Source organism: Pseudomonas sp. GYB4201 (assembly GCF_056312595.1).
The window spans coordinates 66,455-80,719 of the sequence record NZ_JBWGIG010000019.1; the positions used below are offsets into that span (position 1 = coordinate 66,455).

Genomic DNA, 14,265 nt, shown 5'->3' on the forward strand with positions numbered 1-14,265 from the left:
CACAGGCTCATAGACCGGGCTTTGCGGCGAAGGTTTCGTTTTCGAGCGGTCGAAACTGACAGCCCGGCCAAGGGTCGGTACAATCGTTGTCTTTGTCGCAACGCCTGGAGCCTGACCGCCCGTGCCTGTCCTGCGTCTACCGCTACTGTCCTCCACCGCGGGGAAACACACCTGGGGCAACCTGCCAGGGGCCGCCCTGAGCCTGGCCATTGCCGAAGCCGCCAGCGCCGCCAAGCGCTTTACCCTGCTGCTGACGGCCGACAGCCAGAGCGCCGACCGGCTGGAGCAGGAGCTGCGCTTCTTCGCCCCCGGCCTGCCCGTGCTGCATTTCCCTGACTGGGAAACCCTGCCGTACGACCTGTTCTCGCCGCACCAGGACATCATTTCCCAGCGAATTGCCAGCCTGTACCGCCTGCCGGAGCTCGACCACGGGGTTTTGGTAGTGCCGGTGACCACTGCCCTACATCGGCTGGCGCCCACGCAATTCCTGCTCGGCAGCAGCCTGGTGCTGGACGTCGGCCAGAAGCTGGACGTGGAGCAGATGCGCACGCGCCTGGAGGCCAGCGGCTACCGCTACGTGGACACGGTGTACGAGCACGGCGAGTTCACCGTGCGCGGCGCGCTGATCGACCTGTTCCCCATGGGCAGCAAGCTGCCCTACCGCATCGACCTGTTCGATGACGAGATCGAGACCCTGCGCACCTTCGACCCGGAAACCCAGCGTTCCATCGACAAGGTGGACTCGGTGCGCCTGCTACCGGCCCGCGAGTTCCCGCTGCAGAAGGAAGCCGTGACGCGCTTCAAGGCGCGCTTCCGCGAGCGCTTCGACGTCGACTTCCGGCGCACGCCGATCTTCCAGGACCTGAGCAGCGGCATCACCCCGGCCGGCATCGAGTACTACCTGCCGCTGTTCTTCGAAGACACCTCGACGCTGTTCGACTACCTGCCCCAGGACACCCAGGTGTTCTCGCTGCCGGGCATCGAGCAGGCCGCGGAGAACTTCTGGAACGACGTGCGCAACCGCTACGAGGAACGCAAGATCGACAAGCAGCGGCCGCTGCTGCCGCCGGCCGAGCTGTTCCTGCCGGTGGAAGACTGCTTCGCCCGCCTCAAGGGCTGGCCGCGCGTAGTCGTCAGCCAGGCCGACATCGAGCCTGGCGTGGGCCGCGACCGCTTCCCGGCGCAGGTGCTGCCCAACCTTGCCATCGAGGCCAAGGCCAACCAGCCGTTGGCGGCGCTGTCGAACTTCCTCGACCAGTTCCCCGGCCGCGTGCTGTTCACCGCCGAATCGGCAGGCCGCCGCGAAGTGCTGCTGGAGCTGCTGGACCGCCTCAAGCTGAAACCGAAAACCGTCGACGGCTGGGCCGATTTCGCCGGCGGCAAGGACCGCCTGGCCATCACCATCGCGCCGCTGGACGAAGGCCTGGTGCTGGACGACCCGGCCCTGGCGCTGGTCGCCGAGAGCCCGCTGTTCGGCCAGCGCGTGATGCAGCGCCGCCGCCGCGAAAAACGCACCGACGGCAACAACGACGCGGTCATCAAGAACCTCGCCGAGCTGCGCGAAGGCGCGCCGGTGGTGCACATCGACCACGGCGTCGGCCGCTACCTGGGCCTGGCAACCCTGGAAATCGAAAACCAGATGGCCGAATTCCTCACCCTGGAATACGCCGAGAACGCCAAGCTCTACGTGCCGGTGGCCAACCTGCACCTGATTGCCCGCTACACCGGCAGCGATGACGCCCTGGCGCCGCTGCACCGGCTGGGCTCGGAAACCTGGCAGAAGGCCAAGCGCAAGGCCGCCGAGCAGGTGCGCGACGTGGCCGCCGAGCTGCTCGACATCTACGCCCGCCGGGCGGCACGCAAGGGCTACGCCTTCGCCGACCCATCGCTGGACTACGCCACCTTCAGCGCCGGCTTCCCCTTCGAGGAAACTCCCGACCAGCAGTCGGCCATCGAGGCGGTGCGCGAGGACATGCTCGCGCCCAAGCCCATGGACCGCCTGGTGTGCGGCGACGTCGGCTTCGGCAAGACCGAGGTGGCCATGCGCGCGGCGTTCATCGCCGTGCACGGCGGCCGCCAGGTGGCCATCCTGGTGCCCACCACCCTGCTCGCCCAGCAGCACTACAACAGCTTCCGCGACCGCTTCGCCGACTGGCCGGTGCGCGTCGAGGTGATGAGCCGCTTCAAGTCCGCCAAGGAAGTCAGCGCCGCCGTGGCAGAGCTGGCCGAAGGCAAGATCGACATCGTCATCGGCACCCACAAGCTGCTGCAGGACGACGTCAAGATCAAGAACCTGGGCCTGGTGATCATCGACGAGGAACACCGTTTCGGCGTGCGCCAGAAAGAGCAGCTCAAAGCCCTGCGCAGCGAAGTGGACATCCTCACCCTGACCGCCACGCCCATCCCGCGCACGCTGAACATGGCGGTGTCGGGCATGCGCGACCTGTCGATCATCGCCACCCCGCCCGCGCGGCGGCTGTCGGTGCGCACCTTCGTCATGGAGCAGAACAAGAGCACCGTGAAAGAGGCGCTGCTGCGTGAGCTGCTGCGTGGCGGCCAGGTGTACTACTTGCACAACGACGTGAAGACCATCGAAAAGTGCGCCGCCGACCTCGCCGAACTGGTGCCCGAGGCACGCATCGGCATCGGCCACGGGCAGATGCGCGAGCGCGAACTCGAACAGGTGATGAGCGACTTCTACCACAAGCGCTTCAACGTGTTGATTGCCTCGACCATCATCGAGACCGGCATCGACGTGCCCAGCGCCAACACCATCATCATCGAGCGCGCCGACAAGTTCGGCCTGGCCCAGCTGCACCAGCTGCGTGGCCGCGTGGGCCGTAGCCACCACCAGGCCTACGCCTACCTGCTGACGCCACCCCGGCAACAGATCACCCCGGACGCCGAGAAGCGCCTGGAGGCCATCGCCAACACCCAGGACCTGGGCGCCGGCTTCGTGCTGGCCACCAACGACCTGGAAATCCGCGGCGCCGGCGAGCTGCTGGGCGAAGGCCAGAGCGGCCAGATCCAGGCCGTGGGCTTCACCCTGTACATGGAAATGCTCGAACGCGCGGTGAAGGCCATCCGCAAGGGCGAGCAGCCCAACCTCGACCAGCCCTTGGGCGGCGGCCCGGAGATCAACCTGCGCCTGCCGGCGCTGATCCCCGAGGACTACCTGCCCGACGTGCACGCGCGCCTGATCCTGTACAAGCGCATCGCCTCGGCGGTGGACGAGGACGGCCTCAAGGACCTGCAGGTGGAGATGATCGACCGCTTCGGCCTGCTGCCCGAGCCGACCAAGAACCTGGTGCGCCTTACCCTGCTCAAGCTGCAGGCGGAAACCCTGGGTATCAAGAAGGTCGACGCCGGCCCGCAAGGCGGCCGCATCGAGTTCGCGGCCGAGACACCGGTGGACCCGCTGGTGCTGATCAAGCTGATCCAGGGCCAGCCCAACCGCTACAAGTTCGAAGGCGCCACGCTGTTCAAGTTCATGGTGCCCATGGAGCGCGCCGATGAACGCTTCAACACCCTGGAGGCGCTGTTCGAGCGCCTGACGCCGAAGTCCGCATGAACATGATTGTCGTTTTGAACAAGGTGTCTGCCAGCTAAATGTCCGAACACCTGACCACCCTCGAACCCCGGCCACGCTTGTGGCTGGGGAGTGTCGAGTTCAGCGCCTTCGAACCGCGCAACGGCCGCATGCAGCGGCATATCCAGCACCGCGCCGCGCTGGCGTTCGGCTACGCCGGGCACTATGTGTCCAGCAACCGCCTGCCTCACGAACCAAGCGTTGCGCGCCAACCCCTGAGCGAAAAACTGCTGCGCGAGACCCTGCAGAACCTGGGCTTTCGCATCGCCACCCGGCAAAGCAAGGCGCTGCCCGAAAGCGCCGGCGATATCTTCGAGCTGCCCAGCGACAGTGCCTGGCTGCGCTTCGTGCTCAACGACCTGCCGGTGCTACGCGACCAGGGCTGGGAAATTGAATATTCGGACGACTTCGCCTTCGACCTGACCCCGGTGGACGACTGGTACGCGGTGATCGACGAGGCCGGCGACCGCGACTGGTTCGACCTGGAGCTGGGCATCGTGGTCAACGGCGAACGCCTGAGCCTGCTGCCGATCCTGATCAACCTGCTGCGCACCCACCCCGAACTGCTGAACCCGGCGCAACTGGCACGGCGCCGCGACGACGAGCAGATCCTGGTGCCGGTGCACAGCCCGCAGGGCAACAAGGCCAAGCTGATCCAGGTAGCCCTGCCCTATGGCCGCCTGAAGCCGGTGCTGGCGACCCTGGGCGACTTCTACCTGCGCGAGCCGGGCGAGACCCGCCTGCGCCTGTCCACGCCCGACGCCACGCGGCTCAACGCGCTCAAGGAGCTGCCGCTGAGCTGGGAAGGCGGCGAGCGCCTGCGCGGCTTTGCCGAACGCCTGCGTGACATTCGCACCCAACCCGCCGTGCCGCCCGCCGACCTCAAGGCCACGCTACGCCCCTACCAGCATGAAGGGCTGAGCTGGATGCAGGCCCTGCGCGAGCTGGAAGTGGGCGGCATCCTGGCCGACGACATGGGCCTGGGCAAGACCCTGCAGACCCTGGCGCACCTGCTGAGCGAGAAAAACGCCGGGCGCCTGGACCGGCCGGCCATGGTGGTGATGCCCACCAGCCTGATCCCCAACTGGCAGGACGAGGCCCAGCGCTTCGCCCCTACCCTGCGCGTGGCCGCGTTGCACGGCGCCGGGCGCAAGAAGCATTTCGACCACCTGTTCGACTACGACGTGCTGCTGACCACCTACGCCCTGCTGCCCAAGGACCTGGAGGTGCTGAGCAAGGTGCCGCTGCACGTGCTGATCCTCGACGAGGCGCAGTACATCAAGACCCCGGGCAGCAAGGCCGCCCAGGCCGCACGCCAGCTGCGCGCGCGCCAGCGCCTGTGCCTGAGCGGCACGCCGCTGGAAAACCACCTGGGCGAGCTGTGGTCGCTGTTCCACTTCCTGCTGCCGGGCTGGCTGGGCGACGCCAAGGCGTTCAACCGCGACTACCGCGTGCCGATCGAGAAACACGGCGACCAGGAACGCCTGCAGCACCTCAACGCGCGCATCAAGCCGTTCCTGCTGCGCCGCACCAAGGAGCAGGTGGCCACCGAGCTGCCGGCCAAGACCGAGATCACCCACTGGGTGGAGCTCAACGAGGCCCAGCGCGACGTGTACGAGACCGTGCGCCTGGCCATGGACCGCAAGGTGCGCGAGGAAATCAACCGCAAGGGCGTGGCACGCAGCCAGATCATCATCCTCGAGGCGCTGCTCAAGCTGCGCCAGGTGTGCTGCGACCTGCGCCTGGTCAACAGCGTCACGCCGCCGCGCCCCGGCCACAGCTCCGGCAAGCTGGCCAGCCTGATGGAAATGCTCGAGGAACTGCTGCTGGAGAACCGGCGCATCTTGCTGTTCTCGCAGTTCACCTCGATGCTGGGGCTGATCGAGCAGGAACTGCAGCACCGCGGCATCGAGTACGCGCTGCTGACCGGCTCCACCAAGAACCGCCGCATCCCGGTGCAGGACTTCCAGAAAGGCAAGGTGCAGATCTTCCTCATCAGCCTGAAGGCCGGTGGCGTGGGCCTGAACCTGACCGCGGCCGACACGGTGATCCATTACGACCCGTGGTGGAACCCGGCCGCCGAGCACCAGGCCACCGACCGCGCGTACCGCATCGGCCAAGAGAAGCCAGTGTTCGTCTACAAGCTGATCACCCGCGGCACGGTGGAGGAGAAGATCCAGCACCTGCAATCGGAGAAATCGGCGCTGGCCGCCGGCATCCTCGAAGGCCGCGAGACCGGCGACTGGAAGCTGGCACCCGAAGACATCGACGCCCTGTTCGAACCCCTGCCCGGCCGCAAGCCACGCAAACCGAAATAACCCACATATTTTCTGGAAAATCGCGTCGCGCCCGGACGCCCCCCCCCCCGTAGCAGCGGCCGCAAGGCCGCGTCCGGATGCGCCGCGTATTCCCGGGAAGATTGCGTCGGGGCCGGACGCAGCCTGCGGCAGCTGCTACGCCGCCCCCGTAGCAGCGGCCGCAAGGCCGCGTCCGGATGCGCCGCGTATTCCCGGGAAGATTGCGTCGGGGCCGCAAGGCCGCGTCCGGGGGCGCCGCGCACCCGCGTTACGGGCGGGTGGCCGGGGTTGCCAGGACGTGGGCCAGGGTGGCTTTTACCTTGCCCATGCCGTCGTGCAGCGCCTGTTCGATCTCGGCCATGGTGATCACTGCCGTCGACTTGCCCGCCGCCGGGTTCACCACCAGCGCCAGACAGGCGTAATCCAGGTCCAGCTCGCGGGCCAGGGCCGCTTCCGGCATGCCGGTCATGCCGACGATGTCGCAGCCATCGCGCTCCAGCCGCACGACCTCCGCCGCGGTTTCCAGGCGCGGGCCCTGGGTGCAGGCGTACACGCCGAAATCGCTGTAAGCCAGCCCCTGCGCCGCCAACGCGGCGATCAGCTGGGTGCGCAGCGCTTCGGTGTAGGGGTAGCTGAAGTCGATGTGGGTGACCTGCTCCAGGTCATCGGCGAAAAAAGTGTGCTCGCGCCCACTGGTGTAGTCCACCAACTGGTGCGGCACGCACAGGTGCCCAGTGCCCATGGCCGGGTGAATGCCACCCACCGCGTTGACTGCCAGGATCGCCTGGGCGCCGGCCTGCTTCAGCGCCCAGATATTGGCGCGGTAGTTGACCTTGTGCGGCGGCACCCGGTGCGGGTGGCCGTGGCGCGCCAGGAACAGCACCTCGTGGCCGGCGTACTCGCCCTGGAGGATATCCGCCGAGGGCGCCCCGTAAGGCGTGTCCAGGGCCAGGCTGCGGGTGATGGTCAGCCCGTCGAGCTGGGTCAGGCCGGTGCCGCCGATAATCGCGTAGACAGTCATGCATTACCCTCAGTCGATCAGTTGGGCGTCGCGCAGCGCTCCGACGGCGGTGAGCCAGCGTGGATCCTGGCGGTATTCGACGTTGCTGAACGCCTGGCCACGCATGCCGGCGATGCGCGGCGACGGCTGCACCTGCAGGCGCTGGGCAGCGCTGAGGGCCAGTTCGGCAGCGGCGCGGTCGTTGCACACCAGGCCCATGTCGCAACCGGCGCTCAAGGCTGCCTCGATGCGACTGGCGGCGTCGCCGACCACGTGGGCGCCGGCCATGGACAGGTCGTCGCTGAAGATCACGCCGTCGAACTTGAGCTCGCCGCGCAGGATGTCCTGCAGCCAGCGGCGCGAGAAACCGGCCGGCTGGTTGTCGACCTGCGGATAGATGACGTGGGCCGGCATCACCGCCGCCAGCTGCTGGCTCAGGCGCGCGAACGGCACCAGGTCCAGCGCACGGATCTGCTCCAGGCTGCGCTCATCGGTGGGAATGGCCACGTGGGAGTCGGCCTCGGCCCAGCCATGGCCGGGGAAGTGCTTGCCGCACGCGGCCATGCCGGCGGCGTTCATGCCCTTGATAAAGGCACCGGCCAGGGCGGTGGCGCGCTCGGGGTTGCCCTCGAAGGCGCGGCTGCCGACCACGGCGCTGCGCTGGTGGTCCAGGTCCAGCACCGGGGCGAAGCTCAGGTCCAGGCCCACGGCCAGCACCTCGGTGGCCATGATCCAGCCGCACTGCTCGGCCAGGTACTCGGCATTGGGGTTGTCGGCCAGCGCACGCATGGCCGGCAGGCGCACGAAGCCCTGGCGCAGGCGCTGCACGCGGCCGCCTTCCTGGTCCACGGCGAGAATCAGGTCCGGGCGGATGGCGCGAATGGACGCGGTCAGCTCGCGCACCTGGCGGGCGTGCTCGATGTTGCGGGCGAAGATGATCAGGCCGGCCACTTCGGGCTGGCGCAGCAGGTGCCGGTCTTCGGCGGTCAGCCAGGTGCCGGCGATATCGACCATCAACGAGCCTTGGAGGCGGGAAGTCATGGGGTAGTCCTTGATTCGCGGGTGCATGCGTGCCGCCCCACACAGCCTGGGGCCGCGCAGGGGTCGATCAGCAAGGGGGAAAACACGGCGCCTGGACGACGCCGCAGGTTCAGAATAGGCATGGGCGGCTAGCTTAGCGGAAGCTGCCGGCCACGCCCACCGTCAATTGTTTCAGGCCTTGGCCAGGGCCGGCGTGGACTTGCTGCGCGGGCGCAGCTGCGCGGTGGCCATGGCTTCGTCGGTGACGCCGCTGTCGGCGCGCATGCCGGCGGCCAGGAACGGCACCATCAGGCGCATCACCTGCTCGATGGAGGTATCGAGGCCGAAATTGGTCTCGGCGATGGCGCGCAGGGCCTTGATGCCGGACATGCTGAACGCCGCGGCACCAAGCATGAAGTGCACGCGCCAGAACAGCTCCAGCGGCGGGATACGCGGCGCGGCTTCGTTGACCAGCAGCATGTAGCGGCGGAACACCTTGCCGTACATGTCTTCCAGGTACCGGCGCAGGTGGCCCTGGCTCTGGCTGAACGCCAGGCCCAGCAGGCGCATGAAGATCGACAGGTCGTCGCCGCTGCGCGGCTGCACCACCATGGCCTGCTCCACCAGGATTTCCAGCAGCTCCTCCAGGTTGGCCTTGTGCTCGGGGCGCGCTTGGCGGCGGTCCAGCTCACGCTCGAGGCTGACGCAGAAAGGCCCCAGGAAGCGCGAGAACACCGCCTGGATCAGGGCTTTCTTGGAGCCGAAATGATAATTCACCGCCGCCAGGTTGACCCCGGCCTTGCTGGTGATCAGCCGCAACGAGGTTTCGGCAAAACCTTTTTCCGCGAACAACTGCTCGGCAGCGTCGAGTATGCGTTCAACGGTTTCCGACTGGGCCATGCTAATTCCACCTGACAAACACTTGTTTGAAACATACGTTTCATACCCCTCCCCTGTCAAGTCCGGGCAGGCGTTTTGTGTCTGGTCGGTCACGTATTTAACCACAGCCAGTGGGGGTTTCGCCCCCATTGCCGGGGTTTCGCCCCGAAGCAACCGCCAGGCGGCATGGCGGCCTCGAGGGACGAGCGGTGGGCACGGCAGGATTGCCAAGCCCTGTATACTGTATATAATCCCAGTCACTGTATAAAAAGACAGAGCGATCGACATGCTGAAACTGACGCCACGCCAAGCCGAGATCCTGGCTTTCATCAAGCGCTGCCTCGACGACAACGGCTTCCCGCCCACCCGTGCGGAAATCGCCCAGGAACTGGGTTTCAAGTCGCCGAACGCCGCTGAAGAACACCTGAAGGCGCTGGCGCGCAAGGGGGCCATCGAAATGACCCCGGGCGCGTCCCGCGGCATCCGCATTCCCGGTTTCGAGGCCAAGGCCGACGAATCCACCCTGCCCATCATTGGCCGGGTCGCTGCCGGTGCGCCGATACTGGCCCAGCAGCACATCGAGGAATCCTGCAACATCAACCCCACCTTCTTCCACCCCCGCGCCGACTACCTGCTGCGTGTGCACGGCATGAGCATGAAGGACGTCGGCATCTTCGACGGCGACCTGCTGGCCGTGCACACCTGCCGCGAGGCCCGCAACGGCCAGATCGTGGTGGCGCGCATCGGCGACGAAGTCACCGTCAAGCGCTTCAAGCGCGAAGGCAGCAAGGTCTGGCTGCTGGCGGAAAACCCCGAGTTCGCACCCATCGAAGTCAACCTCAAGGATCAGGACCTGGTCATCGAAGGCTTGAGCGTCGGCGTCATACGCCGATAAAGGAGGCTCCATGCAGTTCCCACACTCGATGCAACCGGCCCAACTGTCCCTGTTCGAGGCCTTCATGGCTCAACCCGTGGCGCCGCTGTTCACCCACGCCACCGAAGTGCCCTGGACGGCGCCGCAGCCCGAGGTCTTCAGTGAAGTGTCATTGCGTGGCGCTGCCGGGAACTGCCTGAACCTGCTGGCCCCGATGCTGCGCGAGCTCAGCGAGGACCAGGACGCCCGCTGGCTGACCCTGATCGCCCCGCCCGCCAGCCTGACCCAGGCCTGGCTGCGCGACGCCGGCCTGAACCGCGAACGCATCCTGATCCTGCAAACCGGCGGCAACCAGAGCGCCCTGCAGCTGACCTGCGAGGCGCTGCGCCTGGGCCGCAGCCACACGGTGGTGAGCTGGCTGCACCCGCTGGCCAGCAGCGCGCGCCAGCAGTTGATTGCCGCCGCACGCCTGGGCGACGCCCAGAGCCTGAATATTCGCATGGGGTAAAACTGTAGGAGCTGAGCTTGCTCGCGATTGCGGTCTGCAGGTTTACCGCAGTGCCCGCATCGCGACCAAGGTCGGCTCCTACGCGAGAACGAAGGCGCGCGCGAAAATCAATGCAGGACGCGCGGGCCTTCTTCTTTCTCCAGCTCGCCTTCCACCATCTTGCCCGCCATCTGCACGCCCACGCTGAGCATGGCCTTGGCGACTTCAACATGCTGTCCTTGCAGGAAAGCCTTGGCGTCTTCCGAGAAGTCCAAGGTCACGAGCGAGCCTTCATCCTCGGCGCGGCGCAGTTCAATTCGGCCGTCGGGCAGCTCGACAATTTCAAGAAAGGACGTTGGCATAAAGGGGGGTTCTCCACGTGAGGGCGCTATTGTAGCAGCCGCTGACGCAATCAGCACTCACTGAGGCCATCGCGGTAACGAATGGCCAGACTCTTGAGCTGCTGGCGCCAGCCCTCCAACACCTCGCGGGTCAGTTCCTCAGGCTCCTCAGGCGCATCCAGGTTGACCGCCACGATCAGTGGCTGGGTGACATCACCCTTGGCTACCTTCGGCGCCTGGGGCGGGCGATGCAGCGCCGCGTGGGCGGCCAGCAACTCGTACACCCAGCTGCCTGGGGCCTGGGCCAGCTCGACCAGCTCGGCCATTTCCGGGATGGCGATCTGCGCCAGGATCTGCGGGGTCAGCAGCTCTTCGGCGCGCGGCGTAGCGGCCTGGGGCAAGCGGTAGAAACCGGCAATTTCATGGCACAGGCCCAGCAAGGCGCCGTACAGGTGAAACAGCGACGACTCGCGCTCGGCCTGGATGCGCGCCAGGGCGTTCATGGCCTGGCCCTGCTCGGCCTTGCCCATGGCTTCCAGGGAGAGGCCGGCGAAGTAAATTTTCTGATTGGTGCGGGTGTAGAGTTCGTGGGCCATGGCGGGCACCCTCCAGTAACGACGGGGTTCGGGCAGACGAACAGTTTCAGCGATGGACGCCCGCCGTCGCAAGATAAATATCGGGCCATAAAAAAACCGCGCCGGGGCGCGGTTTTTTCTCAGGGCTGAATCAAGCCGGCTCTTTCTCTTTCGCCCGCTTGTCTTCCACCTTCCAGCTGTCGCCTTCGTAGAACGCGCGCCAGCCAGTCGGCTTGCCGTCCACTTCGGTCTGCACGTACTGCTCCTTGGTCTTGCGGCTGTAGCGGATCACCGATGGGCGGCCATCGGGGTCCTTCTTCGGCGCTTCGCAGAGGAAGTGGTACTTGGGATCAATCTCGTCCTTGTGCGGGATGATCTCGATGACCAGCGGGGCACGGGTCTCGCGGTTTTTCGGGAACTGGCTGGCCGCCAGGAACAGGCCCGAGGCGCCGTCACGCAGCACGTAGGTGTCGTTGACCTTCTCGCACTTGAGTTCCGGCATCTTCACCGCGTCCATCTTCGGCGGCGCCGCCTCGCCGCTCTTCAGCAGCTTGCGGGTGTTCTTGCACTCGGGGTTGGTGCAACCGAAGAACTTGCCGAAACGGCCGGTCTTGAGCTGCATCTCGCTGCCGCACTTGTCGCATTCCAGGCTCGGGCCTTCGTAGCCCTTGATGCGGTAGTTGCCTTCCTCGATCTCGTAGCCCACGCAGTCCGGGTTGTTACCGCAGATGTGCAGCTTGCGCTTCTCATCCAGCAGGTAGGCATCCATGGCGGTGGCGCAGATCGGGCAGCGGTGCTTGCCACGCAGCACCAGCGACTCGGATTCACCCTCGTCGTCGGCGGCGATCTCGTCGCCCGGCACCAGGTTGATGGTGGCCTTGCAACGTTCTTTCGGCGGCAGGCTGTAGCCCGAGCAACCCAGGAACACGCCGGTGGACGCGGTACGGATCATCATGTGCCGGCCGCACTCGCGGCAGGTGATGTCGGTCGGCGTCGGCTGGTTGGCACGCATGCCGCTGTCGGCGGAACCTGCCACTTCAAGCTTGTTCTTGAAGTCGCCGTAGAACTCGTCCAGCACGTTCTTCCAGTCGCGCTCGCCCTGGGCCACGTCGTCGAGGTTCTCTTCCATGCCGGCGGTGAAGCCGTAGTCCATCAGGTTGGAGAAGCTCTCCGACAGACGCTCGGTGACGATGTCGCCCATCTTCTCGGAGTAGAAGCGGCGGTTATGCAGCGCCACGTAGCCGCGGTCCTGGATGGTGGAGATGATGGCGGCGTAGGTCGACGGGCGACCGATACCGCGTTTTTCCATCTCTTTCACCAGGCTGGCTTCGGAGTAGCGCGCCGGCGGCTTGGTGAAGTGCTGGGTCGGGTCCAGCTCGATCAGCTTCAGGGTTTCGCCCTGGTCCATTTCCGGCAGCACGTCGTCGTCGCCCGGCTTGGCCATCTGCGGCATCACGCGGGTGTAACCGTCGAACTTGAGGATACGGCCCTTGGCACGCAGCTCGAACTCGCCGGCGGCCACGGTGACGGTGGTGGACAGGTACTGCGCAGGCGGCATCTGGCAGGCCAGGAACTGGCGCCAGATCAGCTCGTACAGGCGCTCGGCGTCACGCTCCATGCCCGCCAGCTTGGTGGGGTGGGTGTTGACGTCGGACGGACGAATCGCTTCGTGCGCCTCCTGGGCGCCTTCCTTGCTGCTGTACACCATGGGCGCGGCCGGCAGGTACTGCTTGCCGAATTCGCTCTCGATGTAGCTGCGCGCCATTTCCACCGCATCGGCCGACAGGTTGGTGGAGTCGGTACGCATGTAGGTGATGTAGCCGGCTTCGTACAGACGCTGGGCCATCATCATGGTCTTCTTCACGCCGAAGCCCAGGCGGTTGCTGGCAGCCTGCTGCAGGGTCGAGGTGATGAACGGCGCCGACGGCTTGCTGCTGGTCGGCTTGTCTTCACGCTTGACGATGCTGTAGGTGGACGCCTTGAGCTTGGCCAGGGCGGCCATGGCCGTGGCTTCGTTCAGCGGCTTGAAGGCCTCGCCGTTCTCGCGCGCCACTTCGAAACGCACCTTGGCGTTCTTGGCGGTGCCCAGGTCGGCGTGGATCTCCCAGTATTCTTCAGGGATGAACGCACGAATTTCGCGCTCGCGCTCCACTACCAGCTTCACGGCCACCGACTGCACGCGGCCAGCCGATAGGCCACGGGCGATCTTCGACCACAGCAGCGGCGAGACCATGTAGCCCACCACGCGGTCGAGGAAACGGCGAGCCTGTTGGGCGTTGACGCGGTCGATGTCCAGCTCGCCCGGCGTGGAGAAGGCCTCCTGGATGGCCTTCTTGGTAATTTCGTTGAACACCACGCGCTTGTAGCGGGTGTCATCACCACCGATGGCTTCGCGCAGGTGCCAGGCAATGGCTTCCCCCTCGCGGTCCAAGTCGGTTGCGAGATAGATGGTGTCGGCATCCTTGGCGAGACGGCGCAGCTCCTCGATCACCTTCTCCTTGCCGGGAAGGATCTCGTAGTGGGCTTTCCAGCCGTGCTCGGGGTCGACGCCCATGCGCGCCACCAGCTGCTTGCGCGCCTTTTCCTTGGGCGACAAGGCAGGCGCCTCGGCGGCCGCGGCCTTGCCACGCTTCACCGGTTCTTTCGTGGCGCTAGCCGAACCGCTGGTGGGCAGGTCTCGGATATGGCCGATACTCGACTTCACCACGTATTGGTTGCCCAGATACTTGTTGATGGTCTTGGCCTTAGCCGGGGATTCCACAATGACCAGCGATTTGCCCATGGATCGGAAAATTCCTGAATACTAGAAATGAAAGCGATTGGTGCCTTCGAGGCACCGCTATATATAGTGGCGACGAAACGAGGTCAAGCGCGGATGATCAAGCGATCTCGTCGCCGGGCTGCTCGAACAGGCTCGGTTCGGCCTCGACCAAAGCAAAGCGCGGTACGCGCTCGCCGTCAACTTCGACCGACTCCAGGAACATGCTCAGCGGCCGTACCCACAGGCCAAATTCGCCGTACAGCGCCTGGTAGCAGACCACCTCTTCCTCGCTTTCGGAATGGCGCGCAACACCGAATACGCGGTAGTGAGGCCCTTTGTAGTGACGATAGAGCCCTGGCTGTAGCTGCATGTTTGCCTCGCTTGAACAAAATATCCTGAAAAACAAAAACCGGGGCACCTGGCCCCGGTTCGCCGACTCGCG

The 14,265-nt window shown here is 65.8% G+C and carries 11 protein-coding genes; 4 read left to right on the forward strand and 7 right to left on the reverse strand.

Translation table 11 applies throughout. The features are described from left to right. Positions 1–121 precede the first annotated feature (121 nt). Together mfd and AC0Z2B_RS18805 are read left to right on the forward strand one after the other, a co-directional pair. A complete protein-coding gene (mfd, locus tag AC0Z2B_RS18800; RefSeq protein WP_416423434.1) occupies positions 122–3,571 on the forward strand; it encodes a transcription-repair coupling factor in 3,450 nt (1,149 codons plus the stop codon). A gap of 38 nt (positions 3,572–3,609) precedes the next feature. Next, a complete protein-coding gene (locus tag AC0Z2B_RS18805; RefSeq protein WP_473006038.1) occupies positions 3,610–5,907 on the forward strand; it encodes an SNF2-related protein in 2,298 nt (765 codons plus the stop codon). 247 nt (positions 5,908–6,154) lie between these two features. Here AC0Z2B_RS18805 and AC0Z2B_RS18810 read toward each other — a convergent pair whose 3' ends face one another. From AC0Z2B_RS18810 to AC0Z2B_RS18820, 3 genes are all read right to left on the reverse strand, one after another. Beyond that, positions 6,155–6,907 carry an S-methyl-5'-thioinosine phosphorylase gene (locus AC0Z2B_RS18810; protein ID WP_476298648.1) on the reverse strand — a complete coding sequence of 251 codons (753 nt, stop codon included), beginning with the start codon at positions 6,905–6,907 and terminating at the stop codon, positions 6,155–6,157. Positions 6,908–6,916: 9 nt separating this feature from the next. Continuing rightward, positions 6,917–7,927 carry a beta-N-acetylhexosaminidase gene (nagZ, locus tag AC0Z2B_RS18815; RefSeq protein WP_476298650.1) on the reverse strand — a complete coding sequence of 337 codons (1,011 nt, stop codon included), beginning with the start codon at positions 7,925–7,927 and terminating at the stop codon, positions 6,917–6,919. A 171-nt stretch (positions 7,928–8,098) separates the two neighbouring features. After that, a complete protein-coding gene (locus AC0Z2B_RS18820) occupies positions 8,099–8,806 on the reverse strand; it encodes a TetR/AcrR family transcriptional regulator (RefSeq protein ID WP_476298652.1) in 708 nt (235 codons plus the stop codon). Positions 8,807–9,071: 265 nt separating this feature from the next. Here AC0Z2B_RS18820 and lexA point away from each other — a divergent pair, with 265 nt between their 5' ends. Both lexA and sulA read left to right on the forward strand, forming a co-directional pair. After that, entirely contained in the window at positions 9,072–9,680 is a 609-nt protein-coding gene (lexA, locus tag AC0Z2B_RS18825) for a transcriptional repressor LexA (RefSeq protein ID WP_027978423.1), read from the forward strand. A 10-nt stretch (positions 9,681–9,690) separates the two neighbouring features. After that, positions 9,691–10,167 (forward strand): SOS-induced cell division inhibitor SulA, encoded by a 477-nt coding sequence (sulA, locus tag AC0Z2B_RS18830; protein ID WP_416423429.1) that lies wholly within the window; start codon positions 9,691–9,693, stop codon positions 10,165–10,167. Between the two features lie 107 nt (positions 10,168–10,274). Here sulA and AC0Z2B_RS18835 read toward each other — a convergent pair whose 3' ends face one another. The 4 genes from AC0Z2B_RS18835 to AC0Z2B_RS18850 form a co-directional block, all read right to left on the reverse strand. Continuing rightward, positions 10,275–10,508 (reverse strand): hypothetical protein, encoded by a 234-nt coding sequence (locus AC0Z2B_RS18835; RefSeq protein WP_416423428.1) that lies wholly within the window; start codon positions 10,506–10,508, stop codon positions 10,275–10,277. A gap of 50 nt (positions 10,509–10,558) precedes the next feature. Continuing rightward, on the reverse strand, positions 10,559–11,083 hold the full coding sequence (locus AC0Z2B_RS18840; protein WP_416423427.1) for a DUF6586 family protein: 525 nt from the start codon (positions 11,081–11,083) through the stop codon (positions 10,559–10,561). Between the two features lie 130 nt (positions 11,084–11,213). Then, positions 11,214–13,844, reverse strand: a complete 2,631-nt coding sequence (gene topA, locus AC0Z2B_RS18845) for a type I DNA topoisomerase (protein WP_476298654.1) — start codon at positions 13,842–13,844, stop codon at positions 11,214–11,216. 97 nt (positions 13,845–13,941) lie between these two features. Next, positions 13,942–14,193: a DUF1653 domain-containing protein gene (locus tag AC0Z2B_RS18850; RefSeq protein ID WP_416423425.1), complete on the reverse strand. Its 252-nt coding sequence runs from the start codon at positions 14,191–14,193 to the stop codon at positions 13,942–13,944. Positions 14,194–14,265: the final 72 nt, after the last annotated feature.

Bases quoted from the DNA above. Each gene is read 5' to 3' on its own strand.
- AC0Z2B_RS18805 (WP_473006038.1), top strand. From the start codon at position 3,610: ATGTCCGAACACCTGACCACCCTCGAACCCCGGCCACGCTTGTGGCTG.
- AC0Z2B_RS18810 (WP_476298648.1), bottom strand. From the start codon at position 6,907: ATGACTGTCTACGCGATTATCGGCGGCACCGGCCTGACCCAGCTCGAC.
- nagZ (WP_476298650.1), bottom strand. From the start codon at position 7,927: ATGACTTCCCGCCTCCAAGGCTCGTTGATGGTCGATATCGCCGGCACC.
- AC0Z2B_RS18820 (WP_476298652.1), bottom strand. From the start codon at position 8,806: ATGGCCCAGTCGGAAACCGTTGAACGCATACTCGACGCTGCCGAGCAG.
- lexA (WP_027978423.1), top strand. From the start codon at position 9,072: ATGCTGAAACTGACGCCACGCCAAGCCGAGATCCTGGCTTTCATCAAG.
- sulA (WP_416423429.1), top strand. From the start codon at position 9,691: ATGCAGTTCCCACACTCGATGCAACCGGCCCAACTGTCCCTGTTCGAG.
- AC0Z2B_RS18835 (WP_416423428.1), bottom strand. From the start codon at position 10,508: ATGCCAACGTCCTTTCTTGAAATTGTCGAGCTGCCCGACGGCCGAATT.
- AC0Z2B_RS18840 (WP_416423427.1), bottom strand. From the start codon at position 11,083: ATGGCCCACGAACTCTACACCCGCACCAATCAGAAAATTTACTTCGCC.
- topA (WP_476298654.1), bottom strand. From the start codon at position 13,844: ATGGGCAAATCGCTGGTCATTGTGGAATCCCCGGCTAAGGCCAAGACC.
- AC0Z2B_RS18850 (WP_416423425.1), bottom strand. From the start codon at position 14,193: ATGCAGCTACAGCCAGGGCTCTATCGTCACTACAAAGGGCCTCACTAC.